Genomic DNA, 22,487 nt, shown 5'->3' with positions numbered 1-22,487 from the left:
CATAGATAGCGGCTTCAACCACATTACCGTCCTGCTCGACGAAGCTGTCGAGGCATTGGCCCTGCGCCCCGACGGTTGCTATCTGGACGGCACTTTCGGCCGTGGCGGACACAGTCGTCTGATCCTCAGCAAGCTCGGGCCGCAAGGGCGGCTCTTGGGCTTCGACAAAGATCCACAGGCGATTGCCACGGGGCAAGCGCTGGCGGCCGAAGACGGCCGCTTTGTCATTGTGCAGCGCAGTTTTGCCGAACTGGGCACGGAAGTGGCAGCGCGCGGCCTGCACGGCAAGGTCAGTGGTGTATTGCTGGACCTGGGCGTGTCCTCCCCGCAGCTGGATGACCCAGAGCGTGGCTTCAGCTTCCTCAATGATGGCCCGCTGGACATGCGCATGAACCCGGACCAAGGCATCAGTGCCGCCGAGTTCATCGCCACTGCGCCTGTGGAAGAAATCGCCCGGGTCTTCAAGGAGTACGGTGAGGAACGCTTTGCCGGGCGCATGGCGCGTGCAGTGGTCGAGCGCCGCGAAAAACAGCCCTTCACCCGTACCGCCGACCTGGCGGAGGTGCTCAAAGTGGCCAACCCGGCCTGGGAAAAGGGCAAGAATCCGGCTACCCGTGCCTTCCAGGGCCTTCGTATTCACGTCAACAACGAGCTGGGTGATCTGGAGGCTGGCCTTGAGGCTGCGCTGGATGCGCTCGAAGTCGGTGGTCGCTTGGCGGTCATCAGTTTCCACTCGCTGGAAGATCGTATCGTCAAGCTGTTCATGCGCAGGCTGGTGAAGGGGGAGGCCGACAACCTGCCGCGGAACCTGCCGGTTCAGCACAAGGTCTTCGAGCCGAAAATCAAGCTCATCGGCAAGGCCCAGTTCGCTTCCGAGGCCGAGCTCAAGGCCAACCCACGCTCGCGTAGCGCCGTAATGCGCGTGGCGGAGAAGCTGCGGTGAGCAGGCTATTTGCCAAACCCTTGCCAGGCGGAAGCTTCCTGATGCTTCTGCTGTTCATCAGCGTACTGGTTTCGGCCATTGCCGTGTCCTACAGTGCGCACTGGAACCGTCAGCTGCTCAACACCCTGTACGGTGAATTGAACGAGCGCGACAAGGCTCAGGCCGAATGGGGCCGGTTGATTCTTGAGCAGAGTACCTGGACCGCTGCCAGTCGCATCGAGAGCCTGGCCTCCGAGCAATTGAACATGCGCGTGCCGTCAGCTGACGAAGTCCGGATGGTGGCGCCATGATGAAGCTCGAAGGCGCACTCTACCCGTGGCGCTTCCGTGTAGTGATCGGCTTGCTGGCGATCATGGTCGGTGCCATTTGCTGGCGCATCATCGACCTGCAGGTAGTTGACCGTGACTTCCTCAAGGGCCAGGGCGATGCGCGCAGCCTGCGTCACATCCCCATCCCGGCGCACCGCGGTTTGATTACCGACCGCAACGGTGAGCCATTGGCCGTGAGCACCCCGGTCACCACCTTGTGGGCCAACCCCAAAGAGATGCAGGCCTCCAAGGAGCGCTGGCCGCAATTGGCCGCAGCGCTGGGGCAAAACCCGCAGCAGTTGACCGAGCGCCTGACCCAGCAGGCCAACAAAGAGTTCATCTACCTGGTCCGGGGTCTGACCCCCGAGCAAGGCCAGCACGTGCTCGACCTCAAAGTGCCGGGTGTGTATGGCCTGGAAGAATTCCGCCGCTTCTATCCGGCCGGTGATGTGACTGCGCATATGGTCGGCTTTACCGACCTCGATGACCACGGTCGCGAAGGGGTGGAGCTGGCCTATGACGAGTGGCTGGCCGGTGTGCCCGGCAAGCGCCAGGTAATCAAGGACCGGCGCGGCCGGCTGATCAAGGACATTCAGGTAACCAAGAACGCCAAGGCCGGGAAGACCTTGGCGTTGTCCATAGACCTGCGCCTGCAGTACCTGGCTACCCGCGAGCTGCGCAACGCCATTGCCGAGCAGGACGCCAAGGCCGGCAGTCTGGTGATCATGGACGTCAAGACCGGTGAGGTCCTGGCCATGGTCAACCAGCCGACCTACAACCCCAACAACCGCCGTAGCATGTTCCCGTCGGCCATGCGTAACCGGGCGATCATCGACGTGTTCGAGCCGGGCTCCACGGTCAAGCCGATCTCCATGAGTGCAGCGCTGCAGAGCGGCCGCTGGAAGCCGAGCGACAAGGTCGAGGTTTACCCTGGCAGCCTTCAGATCGGTCGTTACACCATCAGGGATGTGTCGCGCAGCGAGGGTCCGATTCTTGATTTGACCGGCATCCTGATCAACTCCAGTAACGTTGGCATGAGCAAGATCGCCTTCGACATCGGCGGCGAGGCCATCTACCGGGTCATGTCCCAGGTCGGCCTGGGCCAGTACACCGGCCTTGGCTTCCCGGGCGAGCGTGTCGGCAACCTGCCCAACCACCGTGAGTGGCGCAAGGCCGAGACCGCGACCCTGTCCTATGGCTACGGCGTATCGGTCACCGCCCTGCAGCTGGTGCATGCCTACGCGGCGCTGGCCAACGACGGCAAGATGGTGCCGCTGTCGATCATCAAGCTCGATAAGACACCAGAAGCGGTGCAGGCCATCCCGAAAGAAGTCGCCGAAACTGTTCAGGGCATGCTGCAGCAGGTGATCGAAGCCCCGCGCGGCGTCTTCCGTGCCCAGGTGCCGTTCTATCACGTGGCCGGCAAGTCCGGCACCGCGCGTAAGGCCACCGTGGGTGCCAAGGGGTACACCGAAAACGCCTACCGCTCGCTGTTCGCCGGCTTCGGGCCAATGAGTGACCCGCGCTACGCCATCGTCGTGGTCATCGACGAGCCGAGAAAGGGGGGGTACTTCGGTGGCCTGGTTTCGGCACCTGTATTCAGCAAGGTCATGTCCGGCACCCTGCGCCTGATGAACGTGCCGCCAGACAACCTGCCGCCACCTGCACCCGCGGTGCAATCGCAAGTCAATGCAGCAGCCGCCAAGGGAGGGCGTGGATGATGACAATGCCATTAAGCAAACTTTTCGCCCACGCCAGCCGTGATCCGTTGATTCGTGAGCTGACCCTGGACAGCCGCAGTGTGCGCCCGGGTGACTTGTTCCTGGCCGTACCGGGCGCCAAGGTCGATGGTCGCGAGCATATTGCCGACGCCCTGGCCCGTGGCGCTGCCGCCGTGGCCTATGAAGAGCAGGGTGCCAACGTGCTGCCGCTGACCGATGTGCCGCTGATTCCGGTCAAAGGGCTGATCGCTCAGTTGTCAGATATCGCCGGGCGCTTCTATGGTGAACCGAGCCGCCAGTTGAATCTGGTCGGCGTGACCGGCACCAACGGCAAGACAAGCGTTACCCAGCTGGTAGCCCAGGCGCTCGACCTGCTTGGCCAGCGCTGCGGCCTGATTGGCACCCTGGGTACTGGCTTCTTCGGCGAGTTGCAGAGCGGTCGCCTGACCACGCCCGACCCGATTGCCGTGCAATCAACCCTCAACGACCTCAAGAAAGGCGGCGCCAAGGCCGTGGCCATGGAAGTGTCTTCCCATGCCCTGGAGCAAGGCCGTGTTGCCGCACTGGAATTCGACATCGCGGTAATGACCAACCTGTCCCGCGACCACCTCGACTATCACGGCAGCATGGAAGCCTATGAGGCCGCCAAGGCCAAGCTGTTCGCCTGGCCGAGCCTGCGTTGCCAGGTGGTCAACCTGGATGACGCCTTTGGTCGTCGTCTGGCCGCCGACTTTGCGCGCCGCCCGAGTGTCGACCATATCGAAACCCGACTGCTGAGCTACAGCCTGGAACGCCCTGAGGCCTCGCTGTTCTGTCGCGAAGCCGTGTTCAGTGACGATGGCGTGCGCGCCACAATCGTCACTGCCCAAGGTGAGCGTATCTTGCGCAGTCAACTACTGGGCCGCTTCAACCTGAGCAACATGCTTGCCGCTGTGGCGACCCTGCTGGCGCTGGACTATGCGCTGGACGAGATCCTCAAGGTCACGCCGCAACTGCAGGGCCCGGTAGGTCGTATGCAGCGCCTGGGTGGCGGCGACAAACCGCTGGTGGTGGTCGACTACGCGCACACACCGGATGCACTTGAAAAAGTACTCGAGGCGCTGCGCCCGCACGCTCGTGGCAAGCTGTTGTGCCTGTTCGGCTGCGGCGGTGACCGTGATCGCGGCAAGCGCCCGCTGATGGCCGAAGTGGCCGAGCGCCTGGCTGACCGCGTACTGGTCACCGACGACAACCCGCGTACTGAAGACCCGTTGCGCATCTTCGATGATATCCGCCCCGGTTTCGCCAGGCCTGACGACGTCGAGTTCGTCGCCGGCCGTGGCGAAGCCATTGCGCACCTGATCGCCACTGCCGCTGCCAACGATGTGATCGTGCTGGCTGGTAAGGGGCACGAGGATTATCAGGAGATCAATGGCGAGCGCCATGATTTCTCCGATTTGACCGAAGCCGAAAAGGCACTTGCAGCCTGGGAGGCTCCACATGCTTAAGCCGCTGTCACTCAGCCAGCTGACCACTGCCCTGAATGGTCAACACATCGGTGCCGACGCCACGTTTACCGGTGTCAGCATCGATAGCCGCAGTGTCAGCGCCGGGCAACTGTTCGTCGCCCTGGCCGGCCCGCGTTTCGATGGCCATGACTACTTGGCAGACGTGAAAGCCAAAGGCGCAGTAGCTGCCCTGGTCGAGCGTGAAGTGGCCGGTGTCGACCTGCCGCAGTTGCTGGTCAAGGATTGCCGGGCAGCACTGGGTCAGCTCGGCGCCCTGAACCGCGCCGCTTTCGACAAGCCTGTAGTGGCCATTACCGGTTCCAGCGGCAAGACCACGGTCAAGGAAATGCTCGCCAGTATCCTGCGCACCCGTGGCCTGGTTCACGCCACCCGCGGCAACTTGAACAATGACCTCGGGGCGCCGCTGACACTGCTGGAGATCGCCCCGGAGCACAGCGCGGCAGTGATCGAGCTGGGCGCCTCGCGCATTGGCGAAATCCGCTACACCGTAGGCCTGACACAACCGCAGGTGGTCATCATCAATAACGCCGGTACTGCCCACGTTGGCGAGTTCGGCGGCCCGGACAAGATCGTCGAAGCCAAGGGCGAAATTCTCGAAGGCCTGGGCGAGGGCGGTATTGCCATCCTCAACCTGGACGACAAAGCTTTTGACATCTGGAAGGCGCGTGCCGGTACGCACAAAGTCGTCAGTTTCGCACGCAGCAACCCGAAGGCCGATTTCCACGCTTCAGACATTGGTCGCGATGCCCGCGGCTGCCCGTCGTTCACCCTGCATGGCGCCACGGAAACGGTAGCCGTACAACTCAATGTTCTGGGTGAACACAACGTCAGCAACGCCCTGGCCGCCGCCGCCGCTGCACATGCCGTTGGTCTGAGCCTGAGCGGCATTGCCGCAGGCCTGGCGGCCGTGCAACCGGTCAAGGGGCGCACCGTGGCGCAGATCGCGCCGAACGGGGTACGGGTTATCGACGACAGTTACAACGCAAATCCCACCTCTATGTGCGCAGCCATTGATATACTCGCCGGCTTTTCCGGGCGCACCGTTCTGGTGCTTGGGGATATCGGCGAATTGGGGCAATGGGCGGAAGAAGGCCACCGTCAGGTGGGTGACTACGCGCGTGGCAAGGTCGACGCCCTGTACGCAGTGGGTTCCAACATGACACATGCGGTCAAGGCGTTCGGCGCCAATGGCCGCCATTTCGCTACTCAAGCTGAGCTGATCGATGCGGTTAGCGCCGAGAATGCCAGTGACACCACTATCTTGATCAAGGGCTCGCGCAGCGCTGCGATGGAAAACGTCGTGGCGGCATTGTGCGGTGCCAGCGGGGAGAAACATTAATGCTGCTGCTGTTGGCCGAGTATCTGCAACAGTTCCACAAAGGCTTCGCGGTCTTTCAGTACCTGTCCCTGCGCGGGATTCTTGGTGTACTGACCGCGTTGTCCCTGGCGCTGTGGCTGGGCCCCTGGATGATCCGTACCCTGCAAATTCGCCAGATCGGCCAGGCCGTGCGTAACGACGGCCCGCAATCGCACCTGTCCAAGTCCGGTACCCCGACCATGGGCGGTGCGCTGATTCTGTCGGCCATTGCCATCAGCACCTTGCTGTGGGCCGACCTGAGCAACCGCTATGTATGGGTTGTGCTGATCGTCACCCTGGCGTTCGGTGCCATTGGCTGGGTCGATGACTACCGCAAGGTGATCGAAAAGAACTCCCGTGGTCTTCCGAGCCGCTGGAAGTACTTCTGGCAGTCGGTGTTCGGCCTGGCGGCGGCGGTGTTCCTGTACAAGACCGCGCCAACCAGCGTCGAGACCACGCTGATCCTGCCGTTCATCAAGGATGTCACCATTCCGCTGGGCGTTGGCTTCGTCGTACTGACCTACTTCGTCATTGTCGGTTCGAGCAACGCGGTCAACCTCACTGATGGCCTCGACGGCCTGGCAATCATGCCGACGGTGATGGTCGGCGGCGCGCTGGGCATCTTCTGCTACCTGTCGGGTAACGTGAAGTTCGCCGAGTACCTGCTGATCCCCTACGTGCCGGGCTCGGGCGAGCTGATCGTGTTCTGCGGCGCGCTGATCGGTGCCGGCCTGGGCTTCCTGTGGTTCAACACTTACCCGGCGCAAGTGTTCATGGGTGACGTCGGCGCGCTGGCGCTGGGCGCCGCGCTGGGCACCATTGCCGTCATCGTGCGCCAGGAAATCGTGCTGTTCATCATGGGCGGCATCTTCGTGGTGGAAACCCTGTCGGTGGTGATACAGGTCGCCTCCTTCAAGCTGACCGGCAAGCGCGTGTTCCGCATGGCGCCGATCCACCACCACTTTGAACTCAAGGGCTGGCCAGAGCCTCGGGTGATCGTCCGATTCTGGATCATCACTGTAATCCTGGTGTTGATTGGCCTTGCAACCCTGAAATTGAGGTAGATGAGCGTGTCTTTGATCGCTTCCGACCAATTCCGCATCGTTGTCGGCCTCGGCAAGAGCGGCATGTCCCTGGTTCGCTTCCTGGCGAGCCGGGGCATTGCCTTTGCGGTCGCCGATACCCGCGAGCAACCGCCGGAACTGGAAACCCTGCGCCGTGATTACCCGCAGGTGGAAGTGCGCTGTGGTGAGCTGGACGTGGACTTCCTGTGCCGCGCCAACGAGTTGTATGTGAGCCCCGGTCTGGCCTTGGCCACGCCGGCCTTGCAGCAGGCGGCCGCGCGAGGGGTGAAGCTGTCTGGCGACATCGAGCTGTTTGCTCGCCATGCCAAGGCGCCGATCATTGCCATCAGCGGTTCCAACGCCAAGAGCACCGTCACAACGCTGGTCGGTGAAATGGCCGCCAAGGCCGGTAAACGTGTGGCCGTGGGCGGTAACCTCGGTACTCCGGCGCTCGACCTGCTGGCCGATGACATCGAGCTGTACGTGCTGGAGCTTTCCAGCTTCCAGCTGGAAACCACTGACCAGCTCAACGCCGAAGTGGCGACCGTTCTGAACATCAGCGAAGACCACATGGACCGCTATAGCGGCCTTCCGGCCTACCACCTGGCCAAGCACCGGATCTTCCGCGGGGCCAGGCAGGTGGTGGTGAACCGTCAGGATGCCCTCAGCCGGCCATTGCCTGTGGAAGGCCGCCCATGCTGGACCTTTGGCCTCAGCCAGCCGGACTTCAAGGCCTTCGGCCTGCGCGAAGTGGGCGGTGAAAAATACCTGGCGTTCGAGTTCCAGGCACTGATGCCGGCGCGTGAACTGAAGGTTCGTGGCGCCCACAACCAGAGCAACGCCCTGGCGGCACTGGCCTTGGGCCATGCTGCCGGTCTGCCGTTCGAGCCGATGCTCGAGGCCCTGCGCGAGTTTGGTGGCCTGGCCCACCGTTGCCAGTGGGTGCGCGAGCGTAACGGCGTCAACTGGTACGACGACTCCAAGGCCACCAACGTCGGTGCTGCCCTGGCCGCCATTGAAGGCTTGGGCGCCGATATCGAAGGCAAGCTGGTGCTAATCGCGGGTGGTGATGGCAAAGGTGCCGAGTTCACTGCGTTGCGCGAACCGGTCAAGCGTTACTGCCGCGCCGTGGTGTTGCTTGGCCGTGATGCCGAGCGCCTGGCCGAGGCCTTGGGCGATGCCGTGCCGCTGGTTCGGGTCAAGACCCTTGACGATGCCGTGCAGCGATGCGCCGAGCTGGCCCAGGACGGCGATGCCGTGCTGCTGTCGCCTGCATGCGCCAGCCTCGACATGTTCAAGAACTTCGAGGAGCGTGGACGCCTGTTCGCCCAGGCAGCGGGAGGTCTTGCATGATCTTCGGCATCTTCAAACCCTATCCGTCGCCGCTGATCAGCGGCCGTGGCGTCGACCTGGACTTCCCGATGCTCGCCGGTTGCCTGGCCTTGCTGGGCCTGGGCCTGGTGATGATCACTTCGGCATCCTCGGAAGTGGCTGCTGTACAGTCGGGCAACCCGCTGTATCACATGTTCCGCCACCTGGTGTACGTGTTCCTTGGCCTGGTGGCCTGTGGTGCGACCCTGCTGGTGCCGATCGCCACTTGGCAGCGCATGGGTTTCATGATGCTGATTGGTGCCTTCGGCCTGCTGGTACTGGTACTGGTGCCGGGCATCGGCCGTGAAGTCAACGGCTCCATGCGCTGGATCGGTTTCAGCTTCTTCAACGTGCAGCCTTCAGAAATCGCCAAGGTGTTCGTGGTCATCTACCTGGCCGGCTACCTGGTACGCCGACAGACTGAGGTGCGCGAAACCTGGATGGGCTTCTTCAAGCCGTTCATCGTGCTGCTGCCCATGGCCGCCTTGCTGCTGATGGAGCCGGACTTTGGCGCCACCGTGGTGATGATGGGCGCGGCGGCGGCCATGTTGTTTCTGGGTGGGGTGGGGCTGTTCCGCTTCAGCCTGATGGTGGCGCTGGCGGTGCTGGCGGTATTTGTCCTGGTACAGGCGCAGCCGTACCGGATGGCGCGCCTTATTACGTTCACCGACCCCTGGGCCGACCAGTTCGGTTCGGGCTACCAGCTGACCCAGGCACTGATTGCCTTCGGCCGTGGCGAGTGGCTGGGTGTTGGTCTGGGCAACAGCGTGCAGAAGCAGTTCTACCTGCCTGAAGCGCACACCGACTTCGTGTTCTCGGTACTGGCGGAAGAACTGGGCGTGGTCGGCTCGCTGGTGACCGTAGCACTGTTCGTGTTCGTTACCGTGCGCGCCCTGTACATCGGCCTGTGGGCCGAGAAAGCCAAACAGTTCTTTGCCGCCTACATGGCGTTCGGCCTGGCTTTCCTGTGGATTGGCCAGTTCCTGATCAACATCGGTGTGAACGTCGGCCTGCTGCCGACCAAGGGCCTGACCCTGCCGTTTCTCAGTTACGGGGGGAGTTCGCTGGTGATCTGTTGCGCCTGCGTAGGGCTGTTGCTGCGCATCGAGTGGGAGAGCCGCACGCACCTGGGCAGTGAGGAGCACGAATTTAGCGAAAGCGATTTTGCCGAGGAGACCAGTCATGGCCGCTGAAGGCAAAAATGTACTGATCATGGCCGGCGGTACCGGGGGGCACGTATTCCCGGCGCTGGCCTGCGCCCGTGAGTTCCAGAAGCGCGGTTACAGCGTGCACTGGCTGGGTACCCCGCGTGGCATTGAGAACGAGCTGGTGCCACAGGCGGGTTTGCCACTGCATCTGATCCAGGTCAGCGGTTTGCGCGGCAAAGGCAAGCTGTCGTTGCTCAAGGCACCGTTCACGTTGGTCAAGGCCGTGCTGCAGGCACGGCGCATCATTCGCCAGCTCAAGCCCGTATGTGTCCTGGGCTTTGGCGGCTATGTGACCGGCCCCGGCGGCGTGGCCGCGCGGCTGTGCGGCGTGCCACTGGTGATCCATGAGCAGAACGCCAGGGCCGGTACCGCCAATCGGTTGCTGGTGCCACTCTCGGCGCGGGTCTGCGAAGCTTTCCCGAACACCTTCGAGGCCAGCGACAAACGTCGCACCACCGGTAACCCGGTGCGCCCGGAGCTCTTCATGGAGGAGCAACGCGCGCCCTTGGGCGAGCGCCGTGCACGCCTGTTGGTACTGGGTGGCAGCCTGGGTGCGGAACCATTGAACAAATTGTTGCCTAAGGCCCTGTCCGAAGTGCCCGCCGCGCTGCGGCCAGAGGTATTCCACCAGGCCGGCAAGCAACACGCGCCGATCACCGCCGAGCGTTATCACGAGGCGGGCGTCGCGGCTCAGGTAGAGCCTTTCATCAAAGACATGGCCCAGGCTTATGGCTGGGCCGACCTGGTGGTGTGCCGGGCCGGTGCCCTGACTGTCAGCGAACTGGCGGCAGCAGGCCTGCCTTCGATGCTGGTGCCTTTGCCCCATGCGATCGACGATCACCAGACCCACAACGCCCAATATCTGGCCCGCGAAGGCGCTGCCTTCCTGATGCCACAAGCGACAACTGGCGCAGCGCAACTCGCTGAACGCCTGAACGAGGTGCTGATGCAACCCGAGAAACTCAACGTCATGGCAGGCACCGCACGGCGCCTGGCCAAACCTGCTGCAACCAGCACCGTGGTCGATATCTGCCTGGAGGTGGCCCATGGTTGAGAGCCAGAAAGCCATGCCCCAGCCGAAGATGGGCCGTATTCGCCGCATTCACTTCGTCGGCATCGGCGGCGTGGGTATGTGCGGTATTGCCGAAGTGTTGCTGAACCTGGGCTATGAAGTGTCCGGTTCGGACCTTAAAGCCTCGCCAGTTACCGAGCGCCTGGAGTCCTTCGGCGCTGAGATCTTCGTCGGCCACCGCGCCGAGAACGCCGCCACCGCCGATGTGCTGGTGGTCTCCAGCGCCATCAACCCGGCCAACCCGGAAGTTGCCACCGCACTGGAGCGGCGCATTCCGGTGGTGCCGCGTGCCGAGATGCTCGCCGAGCTGATGCGTTACCGCCATGGCGTGGCCGTTGCCGGTACTCACGGCAAGACCACCACGACCAGCCTGCTGGCTTCGGTGTTCGCCGCCGGTGGCCTGGACCCGACCTTCGTCATCGGTGGCCGCCTTACCGCTGCCGGTACCAATGCGCAGCTGGGCACCAGCCGCTACCTGATCGCCGAAGCAGACGAAAGCGATGCCAGCTTCCTGCACCTGCAGCCGATGGTGGCGGTGGTCACCAACATCGATGCCGACCACATGGCGACCTACGAAGGTGACTTCAACAAGCTGAAGAAAACCTTCGTCGAGTTCCTGCACAACCTGCCGTTCTATGGCCTGGCGGTGATGTGCCTGGACGACCCGGTGGTTCGCGAGATCCTGCCGCAGGTGAAGCGCCCGACCGTGACCTATGGCTTCAGCGAAGAGGCCGACATCCGCGCCATCAATGTGCGTCAGCAGGGCATGCAGACCCACTTCACCGTGCTGCGCCGTGATCGCGAGCCGTTGGAGGTTTCGGTGAACATGCCCGGCAACCACAACGTGCTCAACGCCCTGGCCACCATTGCCATCGCCACTGACGAAGGCATTACTGACGAGGCCATCATCCAGGGCCTGTCCGGCTTCCAGGGTGTCGGCCGTCGCTTCCAGGTGTACGGCGAGCTGCCGGTCGAAGGCGGCAGTGTGATGCTGGTCGACGACTATGGCCATCACCCGACCGAAGTGGCGGCGGTAATCAAGGCTGTGCGCGGTGGCTGGCCAAGCCGCCGCCTGGTGATCGTCTACCAGCCGCACCGCTACAGCCGCACCCGCGACCTGTACGACGATTTCGTCCAGGTGCTGGGTGATGCCAACGTGCTGCTGCTGATGGAGGTCTACCCGGCCGGCGAAGAGCCGATCCCCGGTGCCGACAGCCGTCAGCTGTGCCACAGCATCCGCCAGCGCGGCAAGCTGGACCCGATCTACATCGAGCGCGGCGCCGAGCTGGCACCGCTGGTCAAGCCACTGCTGCGCGCTGGCGACATCCTGATCTGCCAGGGTGCCGGTGATGTCGGCGGCCTGGCCCCGCAGTTGATGAAAAGCCCGCTGTTCGCAGGCGCCAAGCAGGAGAAGTCGAAATGACCAGCGCCTACGACAAGCTGCACTCGACCCTGGACGTCAAGGCGTTCGGACGCGTCGCCGTGCTGTACGGTGGCAAGAGCGCCGAGCGTGAAGTGTCGCTGAAATCCGGCGCCGCAGTGATCGATGCGCTGAGCACTGCCGGCGTCGACGTGGTCCCCATCGACGTCGGTGATGACCTGCTCGCACGCCTGCAAAGCGAGAAGATCGACCGCGCCTTCATCATTCTTCACGGCCGTGGCGGTGAAGACGGGAGCATGCAAGGCTTGCTGGAGTGCCTGGGCATCCCTTACACCGGCAGCGGCATCCTGGCTTCGGCGCTGGCGATGGACAAGCTGCGCACCAAGCAGGTGTGGCAGAGCCTGGGCATTCCCACACCACGCCACGCGGTGCTGGCGAGCGAAAGCGATTGTTTGCAGGCCAGTACGGAACTGGGCTTCCCGCTTATCGTCAAACCCGCCCATGAAGGCTCTAGCATCGGCATGGCCAAGGTGAACAGCGCCCAGGAACTGGTCGCCGCCTGGCAGGACGCCGCCAAATACGATTCCCAGGTACTGGTGGAGCAGTGGATCCACGGCCCGGAGTTCACCATCGCGGTACTGCGCGGCCAGGTGCTGCCGCCGATCGCCTTGGGTACGCCGCATGTGTTCTACGACTACGACGCCAAGTACATCGCCAACGACACCCAGTACCGCATTCCCTGCGGGCTGGATAGCGTCAAGGAACAAGAGCTGATCGACCTGACCGCGCGCGCCTGCAATGCCATTGGCATTGAGGGCTGGGGGCGGCTGGACGTGATGCAGGACGAGCAGGGCCGGTTCTGGCTGCTCGAAGTCAACACTGCACCGGGCATGACAGATCACAGCCTGGTGCCCATGGCGGCCCGCGCGGCTGGCCTGGACTTCCAGCAACTGGTGCTGGCAATCCTGGCCGAAAGCGTGGCGACGCGAGGCTAATAATCATGCAAGGCGCGATGATACGTCAGCAGCAACCCGTTACCGGCCGTAGCAAGCCGGTGCCGCGTGGTGCCAGCCGGCTGGTGGCCGACGAGCCCGTATCGGCGCGCCTGCCCAGGCCAAGCCTGGGCGGCCTCAAGCGCTTGCTGTGGCCGGTGTTGCTGGTGGCGGCCGGCTTTGGTGCCTACGAGGGCGCCGTTCGCCTGATGCCTTACGCCGACCGCCCGATCACCAAGATCGATGTGCAGGGCGACCTCAGCTACATCAGTCAGCAGTCGGTGCAGCAGCGTATCGCGCCCTATGTGGCGGCGAGCTTCTTCAGCGTCGACCTTCCGGCGATGCGGGCCGAGCTGGAGCAGATGCCGTGGATCGCCCACGCCGAAGTGCGCCGGGTATGGCCCGACGAGGTGGTAATCCGCCTTGAAGAACAGCTGCCGGTGGCACGCTGGGGTGATGCAGCCCTGCTCAACAACCAGGGTCAGGCTTTCGCCCCGCGCGAGCTGGCCAATTATGAGCATTTGCCGCAGCTGGCCGGGCCGCAGCGTGCTCAGCAACAAGTCATGCAGCAGTATCAGGTATTGAGCCAGATGCTGCGCCCCCTGGGCTTTTCCATCGCTCGCCTGGAGCTGCGCGAGCGAGGCAGCTGGTTCCTGACCACCGGTGCGAGCAGTGCCGGGCCAGGCATCGAGTTGCTGCTGGGGCGCGATCATCTGGTGGAGAAGATGCGCCGTTTCATTGCCATTTACGACAAGACACTCAAAGACCAGATCACCACTATCGCCCGCATTGATCTGCGTTATTCCAACGGACTTGCCGTTGGTTGGCGGGAACCGATTGCACCGACGACGGCCCAACCCGCCGTTGCGAAGAATTAGAGAGAGACAGGACCATGGCAAACGCGCATAGCGGCAAAATGATCGTCGGGCTGGACATTGGCACCTCCAAGGTGGTGGCGCTGGTGGGCGAAGTGGGCGAAGACGGCACCCTGGAAATCGTCGGGATCGGCACTCATCCGTCCCGTGGCCTGAAAAAAGGCGTGGTGGTGAACATCGAGTCCACCGTGCAGTCGATCCAGCGCGCCGTGGAAGAGGCGCAACTGATGGCCGGCTGCCGTATCCACTCGGCGTTCGTCGGTGTGGCCGGTAATCACATCCGCAGCCTGAACTCCCACGGCATCGTCGCCATCCGTGACCGCGAGGTCAGCCTGGCCGACCTGGAGCGCGTACTCGACGCCGCCCAGGCCGTGGCGATTCCGGCGGACCAGCGCGTGCTGCACACCTTGCCGCAGGACTACGTGATCGACAACCAGGAAGGCGTGCGCGAGCCGCTGGGCATGTCTGGCGTGCGCCTGGAAGCCAAGGTTCACGTGGTCACTTGCGCAGTCAACGCCGCCCAGAACATCGAGAAGTGTGTGCGCCGCTGCGGCCTGGAAATCGACGACATCATCCTCGAACAGCTGGCTTCGGCCTACTCGGTACTGACCGATGATGAAAAAGAGCTGGGCGTGTGCCTGGTGGACATCGGTGGTGGCACCACCGACATCGCCATCTTCACCGAGGGCGCCATCCGCCACACGGCGGTCATCCCGATTGCTGGCGACCAGGTGACCAACGACATCGCCATGGCCCTGCGTACCCCGACCCAGTACGCCGAAGAAATCAAGATCCGCTACGCCTGTGCCCTGGCCAAACTGGCTGGCGCGGGCGAGACCATCAAGGTGCCGAGCGTGGGCGATCGCCCACCGCGCGAGCTGTCGCGCCAGGCCCTGGCCGAGGTGGTGGAGCCACGTTACGACGAGCTCTTCACCCTGATCCAGGCCGAACTGCGCCGCAGCGGCTACGAAGACCTGGTGCCCGCCGGCATCGTCCTCACCGGCGGCACCGCGAAGATGGAAGGTGCCGTGGAACTGGCCGAAGAAATCTTCCACATGCCGGTACGCCTGGGCGTGCCGCACAGCGTTCGGGGGCTGAGCGACGTGGTGCGCAACCCGATCTATTCCACTGGTGTGGGCTTGCTCACCTACGGCCTGCTCAAGCAGTCCGAGGACTTGGCCCTGACCGGTAACAGCAACAGCAGCAGCAACAGCTATGGCGATGAACCGAAGGCCCCAGTGCTTGAACGTTTCAAGAAGTGGGTCCAGGGCAACTTCTAAGTTTCAAAGCAGTAGTGGTAGGCGCAACAACTAGAGAACTGTAAGGAGAGGGAAAATGTTCGAGCTCGTAGACAACGTCCCGCAAAGCCCGGTCATCAAGGTGATCGGCGTTGGTGGTGGTGGCGGCAACGCCGTCAATCACATGGTCAAGAGCAGCATCGAAGGCGTGGAATTCATCTGCGCCAACACCGATGCCCAGGCGCTGAAAAACATTGGCGCGCGCACCATCCTGCAATTGGGCACTGGCGTGACCAAGGGCCTGGGTGCCGGTGCCAATCCGGAGGTCGGCCGTCAGGCCGCGCTGGAAGACCGTGAGCGCATCGCTGAAGTGCTGCAGGGCACCAACATGGTGTTCATCACCACCGGCATGGGTGGCGGTACCGGTACCGGTGCTGCGCCAATCATTGCCGAAGTGGCCAAGGAAATGGGTATCCTCACCGTTGCAGTGGTGACTCGTCCGTTCCCGTTCGAAGGCCGCAAGCGCATGCAGATCGCCGATGAAGGCATCCGCATGCTGGCTGAAAGCGTCGACTCGTTGATCACCATCCCCAACGAGAAGCTGCTGACCATCCTGGGCAAGGATGCCAGCCTGCTGTCCGCCTTCGCCAAGGCTGACGATGTACTGGCTGGTGCCGTACGCGGTATCTCCGACATCATCAAGCGCCCCGGCATGATCAACGTCGACTTCGCCGACGTGCGTACCGTGATGGGTGAAATGGGCATGGCCATGATGGGTACTGGCTGCGCCAGCGGCCCGAACCGTGCGCGCGAAGCCACCGAGGCAGCTATCCGTAACCCGCTGCTGGAAGACGTCAACCTGCAGGGCGCCCGCGGTATCCTGGTGAACATCACCGCAGGCCCGGACCTGTCGCTGGGTGAGTACTCCGACGTGGGTAGCATCATCGAAGCCTTCGCCTCCGACCACGCGATGGTCAAGGTCGGCACCGTGATCGACCCGGACATGCGCGACGAATTGCACGTGACCGTGGTGGCCACTGGTCTGGGCGCACGCATCGAGAAGCCTGTGAAGGTGGTCGACAATACCCTGCAGACTGCCCAGCAGGCATACGAGGCGTCCAATCCTGCGCCGGTGCGCCAGGAGCAGCCAGCGGTCAACTACCGTGACCTGGAGCGCCCGACCGTCATGCGCAACCAGGCGCATGCAGGTGCTGCCGCAGCCGCTAAACTGAACCCTCAGGATGACCTGGACTACCTCGATATCCCGGCATTCCTGCGTCGTCAGGCTGATTAATGGAATTTATCAGGGGTATAAAGGTGATTGGTATTCATCAAAGGTTGGGTCTGTTATCATCCCCAGCCTTTGTTGATACCTGTTCGCAATTTGCGCTGAAGCGGCCAATGCCATGATTAAACAACGCACCCTGAAGAATACCATCCGTGCCACAGGTGTCGGTCTGCACTCCGGGGAGAAGGTTTACCTGACCCTCAAGCCTGCACCTGTTGACACCGGCATCGTCTTCCGCCGCGCCGACCTCGACCCTGTGGTCGAAATCCCTGCGCGTGCGGCCAACGTCGGCGAGACAACCATGTCGACGACGTTGGTCAACGGTGACGTCAAGGTCGATACGGTCGAGCACCTGCTCTCCGCCATGGCGGGCCTGGGCATCGATAACGCCTACGTCGAGCTCTCCGCCTCGGAAGTGCCGATCATGGATGGCAGCGCCGGTCCTTTTGTATTCCTGATTCAGTCTGCCGGCCTGGAAGAACAGGACGCAGCCAAGAAGTTCATCCGCATCCTGCGTGAGGTAACCGTGGAAGAGGGCGACAAGCGCGCCACGTTCCTGCCTTTCGAAGGTTTCAAGGTGAGCTTCGAGATCGATTTCGATCACCCGGTGCTTCGCAACCGGACCCAGAGCGCCAGCGTCGACTTTTCCAGCACCTCGTTCGTGAAGGAAGTCAGCCGCGCGCGTACTTTTGGCTTCATGCGTGACATCGAGTACCTGCGCAAGCACAACCTTGCGTTGGGTGGCAGTGTCGAGAACGCCATCGTGGTCGATGAGGACGGCGTGCTCAACGAAGACGGCCTTCGTTACGAAGACGAATTCGTCAAGCACAAGATCCTCGACGCCATCGGCGATCTGTACCTGCTGGGCAACAGCTTGATCGGCGAGTTCAAGGGCTTCAAGTCCGGCCACGCGCTGAACAACCAGCTGTTGCGCAAGCTGATTGCTGAAACCGATGCCTGGGAAGTGGTCACTTTCGAAGATGCCAGTACGGCACCGATCTCGTACATGCGCCCTGTTGCGGCCGTGTAAGTTCGAACACTCTCTAGTTCATTAAGGCCACCTTCGGGTGGCCTTTTTTATGGCTTGTCCTGAGCGTGGGCGGCCAAGCGTTCCAGTGCTGCGCGCAGTTTGGGGTCGGTAATGCCCTCGGCGGTGTCGCGCAGGCTCTCGGCCGCGCTGTTCGAAAGCTCGGCAGCATGCCCACCACGCTTGGCCGGCACCAGCGGCGGCTGCACTTTGTACAGGATGCGCCTGAGGTTGCCGAATGCTTCCATGGCCTGCAGTGCCGCCAGCAAACGCTTCTGCTGGTAGCGCAGGCGGGTTGCCCAATGGCCGTCGGTTACCACCAGCAACAAAGTGCCATCGCGCCAGGACGCCACATGGCAGTGCTCGCGGGCGGCCGGTTGCAACTGGCTTTCCAGCAGGCGCTGCAAATGCTCCAGGCGCTCGGCCTGGTTCAGCAGCAGGCGCAGCGGGCGCACCTGGCGCAACAGGGCGGAGGGCGGCTGGGCGGGGGAAGGTTTATAGGCCATGGGGGTACGCGTGAGGTGACGTGGGCACAGTCTAACATCTCCGTTGCCTGTGCCGGCCTCTTCGCGGGTGAACCCGCTCCTACCAGGGTTATCGATATCTTGTAGGAGCGGGTTCACCCGCGAAGAGGCCGGCACAGGCAGCCAAAGACAAGACTGGTTCTCGATAGCTTTCATGTTGCCAAGCCTTGAACTCAGTGAAAATGCCCCTATCTAAAACAGGCCCCTGCCAAAACGCTGTATCAGCATCGTGGAAAACCACCACTTTCCTCACCATCGTTTCCGGGTAGAATGCTCGTTCGCATGCGGCCTATGGGCTGCACGGGCGACTCATGGGGCCGCCCTCCATCCCTACGTGTGGAAGATCCTGCCGATATGTTTGCGCCTTTGTTAAAAAAACTTTTTGGAAGCAAGAACGAGCGTGAAGTCAAACGCATGCTCAAGACGGTGAGTATCGTCAATGCCTTCGAAGAGAAGATGGTGGCCCTCTCCGACGAGCAACTGCGGGGCAAGACCGTAGAGTTCAAGGAGCGCCTGGCCAAAGGCGAGACACTGGACCAATTGCTGCCCGAAGCCTTCGCCGTGGCCCGAGAGGCCGGTAAGCGCGTAATGGGCATGCGCCATTTCGATGTGCAGTTGATCGGCGGCATGACCCTGCACGAGGGTATGATCGCAGAAATGCGCACCGGTGAAGGCAAGACCTTGGTCGGTACCCTGGCCGTTTACCTCAATGCATTGTCCGGCAAGGGCGTGCACGTGGTCACCGTCAACGACTATCTGGCGCGCCGTGACGCCAACTGGATGCGCCCGCTGTACGAATTCCTCGGTCTGTCGGTCGGTATCGTCTCGGCCTTCCAGCCGCCGGAAGAAAAGCGCGCTGCCTATGCCGCCGACATCACCTACGGCACCAACAACGAATTCGGTTTCGACTACCTGCGCGACAACATGGCGTTCAGCCAGGACGAGAAGTTCCAGCGTGAACTGAACTTCGCCGTGATCGACGAAGTCGACTCCATCCTCATCGACGAAGCGCGTACCCCGCTGATCATTTCCGGTCAGGCCGAGGACAGCTCCAAGCTGTACATCGAGATCAACCGCCTGATCCCGCGCCTCACCCAGCACATCGAAGAGGTCGAAGGCCAGGTCACCCAGGAAGGCCACTTCACCATCGACGAGAAGAGTCGCCAGGTGGAATTGAACGAAGCCGGCCACCAGTTCATCGAAGAGATGCTGGCCCAGGCGGGCCTGCTCGCCGAAGGCGAGAGCCTGTACTCCGCGCACAACCTGGGCTTGCTGACACATGTCTACGCCGGTCTTCGTGCACACAAGTTGTTCCACCGCAACGTCGAGTACATCGTTCAGGACGGCCAGGTCCTGCTGATTGACGAACACACCGGCCGTACCATGCCAGGTCGTCGTCTCTCCGAGGGCCTGCACCAGGCCATCGAAGCAAAAGAGAACCTGAACATCCAGGCCGAGAGCCAGACCCTGGCTTCGACCACGTTCCAGAACTATTTCCGCCTGTACACCAAGCTGTCCGGCATGACCGGTACCGCCGACACCGAAGCGTTCGAGTTCCAGTCGATCTACGGCCTGAACGTGATGGTCATTCCGCCGAACAAGCCACTGGCGCGTAAGGACTACAACGACCTGGTGTACCTGACCGCTGACGAGAAATACGCCGCGATCATCGCCGACATCAAGGAAAGCATGAAGCTGGGCCGCCCGGTGCTGGTGGGTACCGCGACCATTGAAACTTCCGAGCACATGTCCAACCTCCTGAAAAAGGAAGGTATCGACCACAAGGTGCTCAACGCCAAGTATCACGAGAAGGAAGCCGAGATTATTGCGCAGGCAGGCGCGCCCGGTGCACTGACCATCGCCACCAACATGGCTGGCCGTGGTACCGATATCCTGCTGGGCGGTAACTGGGAAGCCGAAGTGGCTGCCCTGGAAAACCCGACCGCCGAGCAGATCGCCCAGATCAAGGCCGACTGGCAGAAGCGTCACCAGCAAGTGATCGAAACGGGTGGCCTGCATGTAATCGCTTCCGAGCGCCACGAATCGCGCCGTATCGACAACCAGCTGCGTGGCCGCTCCGGTCGTCAGGGCGACCCGGGCTCCAGCCGCTTCTACCTGTCGCTGGAAGACAGCCTGATGCGCATCTTCGCCTCTGACCGGGTGAAGAACTTCATGAAGGCACTGGGCATGCAGTCGGGCGAGGCCATCGAGCACCGCATGGTCACCAACGCTATCGAGAAAGCCCAGCGCAAGGTCGAAGGCCGCAACTTCGACATTCGTAAGCAATTGCTCGAATATGACGACGTCGCCAACGAGCAGCGCAAGGTGATCTACCACATGCGCAACAGCCTGCTGGCCGCCGAGAACATTGGCGACACCATCGTCGAATTCCGCAAGGAAGTACTGGACGCTACCATCAGCCAGCACATTCCGCCGCAGTCGCTGCCAGAGCAGTGGGACGTAGCCGGCCTGGAGGCTTCGCTGGCCAGCGATTTCGCCATCAAGTTGCCAATCCAGCAATGGCTCGACGAGGACGATCACCTCTACGAAGAGACCTTGCGCGAGAAGCTGCTGAGCGAGATCACCGCTGCCTACACAGAGAAGGAAGACCAGGCTGGTCTCGAAGCCCTGCGAACCTTCGAGAAGCAGATTCTGCTGCGCGTGCTGGACGACCTGTGGAAAGACCACCTGTCGACCATGGACCACCTGCGTCACGGTATTCACCTGCGTGGTTATGCGCAGAAGAACCCGAAGCAGGAGTACAAGCGCGAGTCGTTCAGCCTGTTCCAGGAACTGCTGGAGTCGATCAAGCGCGACACCATCCGTGTGCTGTCGCACGTACAGGTTCGCCGCGAAGACCCAGCCGAAGAAGAAGCCCGCCTGCGCCGCGAGGCCGAAGAGCTGGCTAGCCGCATGCAATTCCAGCACGCCGCTGTATCGGGCCTGGAAAGTGAGCAACTGAGCGAGGAGGGGGCCGAAGTAGCGGTAGCCTCGGCGCCAATACGCAATGACCAGAAGCTGGGCCGCAACGAGCCGTGCTGGTGCGGCTCGGGCAAGAAGTTCAAGCATTGCCATGGTCAGATCGAGTGATCTGAACCGTACGTTGTACAAGCCTGGGGCCGCTTTGCGGCCCTTTCGCGACACAAGGCCGCTCCCACAGGTACCGCGCTCGTCCATCAACGGGCGCGATCCTTGTGGGAGCGGCCTTGTGTCGCGATGGGGCGCGAAGCGGCCCCTTTTTCGAAATCATCGTTTTTTCTAGGAGCGCTCTAATGGCTGTTGGTCTTGGTCCTTTGCCCACCCTGCACCCGGTTCCGGGTTTTGAACTCGGTATCGCTTCTGCCGGTATCAAGCGCCCGGGGCGCAAGGATGTGGTGGTCATGCGCTGTGCCGAAGGCTCCAGCGTGGCGGGTGTGTTCACCCTCAACGCCTTCTGCGCCGCGCCGGTGATCCTGTCCAAGCAGCGTGTACAGGGCACCGTGCGCTACCTGCTGACCAACACAGGTAACGCCAACGCCGGCACCGGCGCGCCGGGCCTGGCCGCCGCCGAGCGTACCTGCGCCAAGCTGGCCGAACTGGCTGGCGTACCGGCCGAGTCGGTACTGCCGTTTTCCACCGGCGTGATCGGTGAGCCGCTGCCGGTCGAGAAGATCGAAGGCGCGCTGCAGGCGGCGCTCGACAACCTGTCGGAAAACAACTGGGCTGAGGCCGCTACCGGCATCATGACCACCGACACCCTGCCCAAGGGGGCCAGCCGCCAGTTCCAGCACGATGGCGTGACCGTTACCGTCACGGGCATCAGCAAGGGGGCAGGCATGATCCGCCCGAACATGGCGACCATGCTGGGTTACATCGCCACCGACGCCAAGGTGGCGCCAAAGGTACTCAAGGACCTGATGCTCGACGGCGCCAACAAGTCGTTCAATCGCATCACTATCGATGGTGACACCTCGACCAACGATTGCTGCATGCTGATCGCTACCGGCAAGGCCGACCTGCCGGAAGTGACCGAAGCCAGCGGCGCGCTCTTCGAAGCGCTGAAAAAGGCCGTGTTCGAGGTGTGCATGGAAGTGGCCCAGGCCATCGTCCGTGACGGCGAAGGCGCGACCAAGTTCGTGACCGTGCAGGTCAACGGTGGTGGCAACCACCAGGAGTGCCTGGACGTCGGTTACGCCGTGGCCCACTCGCCGCTGATCAAGACCGCGCTGTTCGCCTCCGACCCGAACTGGGGCCGCATCCTCGCCGCGGTTGGCCGTGCCGGTGTGCCGGAACTGGATGTGAGCCTGATCGACGTTTACCTGGACAACGTTTGCATTGCGAGCCAAGGCGGCCGCAGCCCGAGCTATACCGAGGCGCAGGGTTCGGCAGTGATGGCCCAGGAAGAGATCACCATCCGTATCGAGCTGGGCCGTGGCCAGTGCAGCGAAACCATCTGGACGACCGACCTGTCCCACGAGTACGTGAAGATCAACGCCGAGTACCGTACCTGATCTACTGATCCGAAAGCCTCTTCGCGGGCACGCCCGCTCCCACAGGTGTTGCAATGCCTGCAGGAGCGGTGCGGTCCCTGTAGGAGCGGGCTTGCCCGCGAAAGGCCGCGCAGCGGCCTG

At 62.5% G+C, this 22,487-nt stretch carries 18 protein-coding genes; 17 read left to right on the top strand and 1 reads right to left on the bottom strand.

Features of this window, described 5'->3' with window-relative positions; genetic code table 11:
* The first annotated feature begins 1 nt into the window (after window position 1).
* The 15 genes from rsmH to lpxC all read left to right on the top strand — a co-directional run bounded on the left by rsmH (window position 2) and on the right by lpxC (window position 17,356).
* On the top strand, window positions 2-943 hold the full coding sequence (rsmH, locus tag QCL51_RS20580) for a 16S rRNA (cytosine(1402)-N(4))-methyltransferase RsmH (protein WP_274118875.1): 942 nt from the start codon (window positions 2-4) through the stop codon (window positions 941-943).
* Entirely contained in the window at window positions 940-1,233 is a 294-nt protein-coding gene (gene ftsL, locus QCL51_RS20575; protein WP_021784150.1) for a cell division protein FtsL, read from the top strand. Before rsmH ends, ftsL begins: the two co-directional genes overlap by 4 nt.
* The gene (locus QCL51_RS20570; protein WP_162149598.1) at window positions 1,233-2,972 is read left to right on the top strand and encodes a penicillin-binding protein 2; all 1,740 of its coding nucleotides are present in this window, start codon (window positions 1,233-1,235) and stop codon (window positions 2,970-2,972) included. The genes ftsL and QCL51_RS20570 overlap by 1 nt, the downstream gene beginning before the upstream one ends.
* Complete coding sequence (locus tag QCL51_RS20565; protein WP_103444818.1) at window positions 2,972-4,459, top strand: UDP-N-acetylmuramoyl-L-alanyl-D-glutamate--2,6-diaminopimelate ligase; 1,488 nt, start codon at window positions 2,972-2,974, stop codon at window positions 4,457-4,459. The genes QCL51_RS20570 and QCL51_RS20565 overlap by 1 nt, the downstream gene beginning before the upstream one ends.
* Window positions 4,452-5,819: a UDP-N-acetylmuramoyl-tripeptide--D-alanyl-D-alanine ligase gene (gene murF / locus QCL51_RS20560; protein WP_021784153.1), complete on the top strand. Its 1,368-nt coding sequence runs from the start codon at window positions 4,452-4,454 to the stop codon at window positions 5,817-5,819. The genes QCL51_RS20565 and murF overlap by 8 nt, the downstream gene beginning before the upstream one ends.
* The gene (gene mraY, locus QCL51_RS20555; protein ID WP_016498046.1) at window positions 5,819-6,901 is read left to right on the top strand and encodes a phospho-N-acetylmuramoyl-pentapeptide-transferase; all 1,083 of its coding nucleotides are present in this window, start codon (window positions 5,819-5,821) and stop codon (window positions 6,899-6,901) included. Before murF ends, mraY begins: the two co-directional genes overlap by 1 nt.
* A 6-nt stretch (window positions 6,902-6,907) precedes the next feature.
* Window positions 6,908-8,254, top strand: coding sequence for a UDP-N-acetylmuramoyl-L-alanine--D-glutamate ligase (murD, locus tag QCL51_RS20550; RefSeq protein WP_028697489.1), 1,347 nt, complete (start codon window positions 6,908-6,910; stop codon window positions 8,252-8,254).
* On the top strand, window positions 8,254-9,465 hold the full coding sequence (gene ftsW / locus QCL51_RS20545; RefSeq protein WP_173401668.1) for a putative lipid II flippase FtsW: 1,212 nt from the start codon (window positions 8,254-8,256) through the stop codon (window positions 9,463-9,465). Before murD ends, ftsW begins: the two co-directional genes overlap by 1 nt.
* A complete protein-coding gene (gene murG / locus QCL51_RS20540; RefSeq protein WP_021784156.1) occupies window positions 9,455-10,534 on the top strand; it encodes an undecaprenyldiphospho-muramoylpentapeptide beta-N-acetylglucosaminyltransferase in 1,080 nt (359 codons plus the stop codon). Before ftsW ends, murG begins: the two co-directional genes overlap by 11 nt.
* On the top strand, window positions 10,527-11,975 hold the full coding sequence (gene murC, locus QCL51_RS20535; protein ID WP_016713564.1) for a UDP-N-acetylmuramate--L-alanine ligase: 1,449 nt from the start codon (window positions 10,527-10,529) through the stop codon (window positions 11,973-11,975). The genes murG and murC overlap by 8 nt, the downstream gene beginning before the upstream one ends.
* Window positions 11,972-12,928 (top strand): D-alanine--D-alanine ligase, encoded by a 957-nt coding sequence (locus QCL51_RS20530; protein ID WP_103443781.1) that lies wholly within the window; start codon window positions 11,972-11,974, stop codon window positions 12,926-12,928. Before murC ends, QCL51_RS20530 begins: the two co-directional genes overlap by 4 nt.
* 5 nt (window positions 12,929-12,933) lie before the next feature.
* A complete protein-coding gene (locus QCL51_RS20525; protein ID WP_084850851.1) occupies window positions 12,934-13,803 on the top strand; it encodes a cell division protein FtsQ/DivIB in 870 nt (289 codons plus the stop codon).
* Between the two features lie 14 nt (window positions 13,804-13,817).
* Window positions 13,818-15,080, top strand: a complete 1,263-nt coding sequence (gene ftsA / locus QCL51_RS20520; RefSeq protein ID WP_003251867.1) for a cell division protein FtsA — start codon at window positions 13,818-13,820, stop codon at window positions 15,078-15,080.
* 55 nt (window positions 15,081-15,135) lie between these two features.
* A complete protein-coding gene (gene ftsZ, locus QCL51_RS20515) occupies window positions 15,136-16,332 on the top strand; it encodes a cell division protein FtsZ (RefSeq protein ID WP_003251871.1) in 1,197 nt (398 codons plus the stop codon).
* 112 nt (window positions 16,333-16,444) lie between these two features.
* A complete protein-coding gene (gene lpxC / locus QCL51_RS20510; protein WP_003251873.1) occupies window positions 16,445-17,356 on the top strand; it encodes a UDP-3-O-acyl-N-acetylglucosamine deacetylase in 912 nt (303 codons plus the stop codon).
* Window positions 17,357-17,403: 47 nt separating this feature from the next.
* Here lpxC and QCL51_RS20505 read toward each other — a convergent pair whose 3' ends face one another.
* Entirely contained in the window at window positions 17,404-17,859 is a 456-nt protein-coding gene (locus QCL51_RS20505; protein WP_021784159.1) for a DciA family protein, read from the bottom strand.
* Between the two features lie 372 nt (window positions 17,860-18,231).
* Here QCL51_RS20505 and secA point away from each other — a divergent pair, with 372 nt between their 5' ends.
* A complete protein-coding gene (secA, locus tag QCL51_RS20500; RefSeq protein WP_103463042.1) occupies window positions 18,232-20,967 on the top strand; it encodes a preprotein translocase subunit SecA in 2,736 nt (911 codons plus the stop codon).
* 182 nt (window positions 20,968-21,149) lie between these two features.
* On the top strand, window positions 21,150-22,367 hold the full coding sequence (gene argJ, locus QCL51_RS20495) for a bifunctional glutamate N-acetyltransferase/amino-acid acetyltransferase ArgJ (protein ID WP_021785812.1): 1,218 nt from the start codon (window positions 21,150-21,152) through the stop codon (window positions 22,365-22,367).
* Window positions 22,368-22,487 lie beyond the last annotated feature (120 nt).

Origin of the sequence: Pseudomonas sp. LTR0, from assembly GCF_036630035.1 — a bacterium.
In the GTDB taxonomy this organism is placed as follows: Bacteria; Pseudomonadota; Gammaproteobacteria; order Pseudomonadales; family Pseudomonadaceae; genus Aquipseudomonas; species Aquipseudomonas putida_Y.
This window is presented reverse-complemented; position numbering and strand designations above follow the sequence as displayed.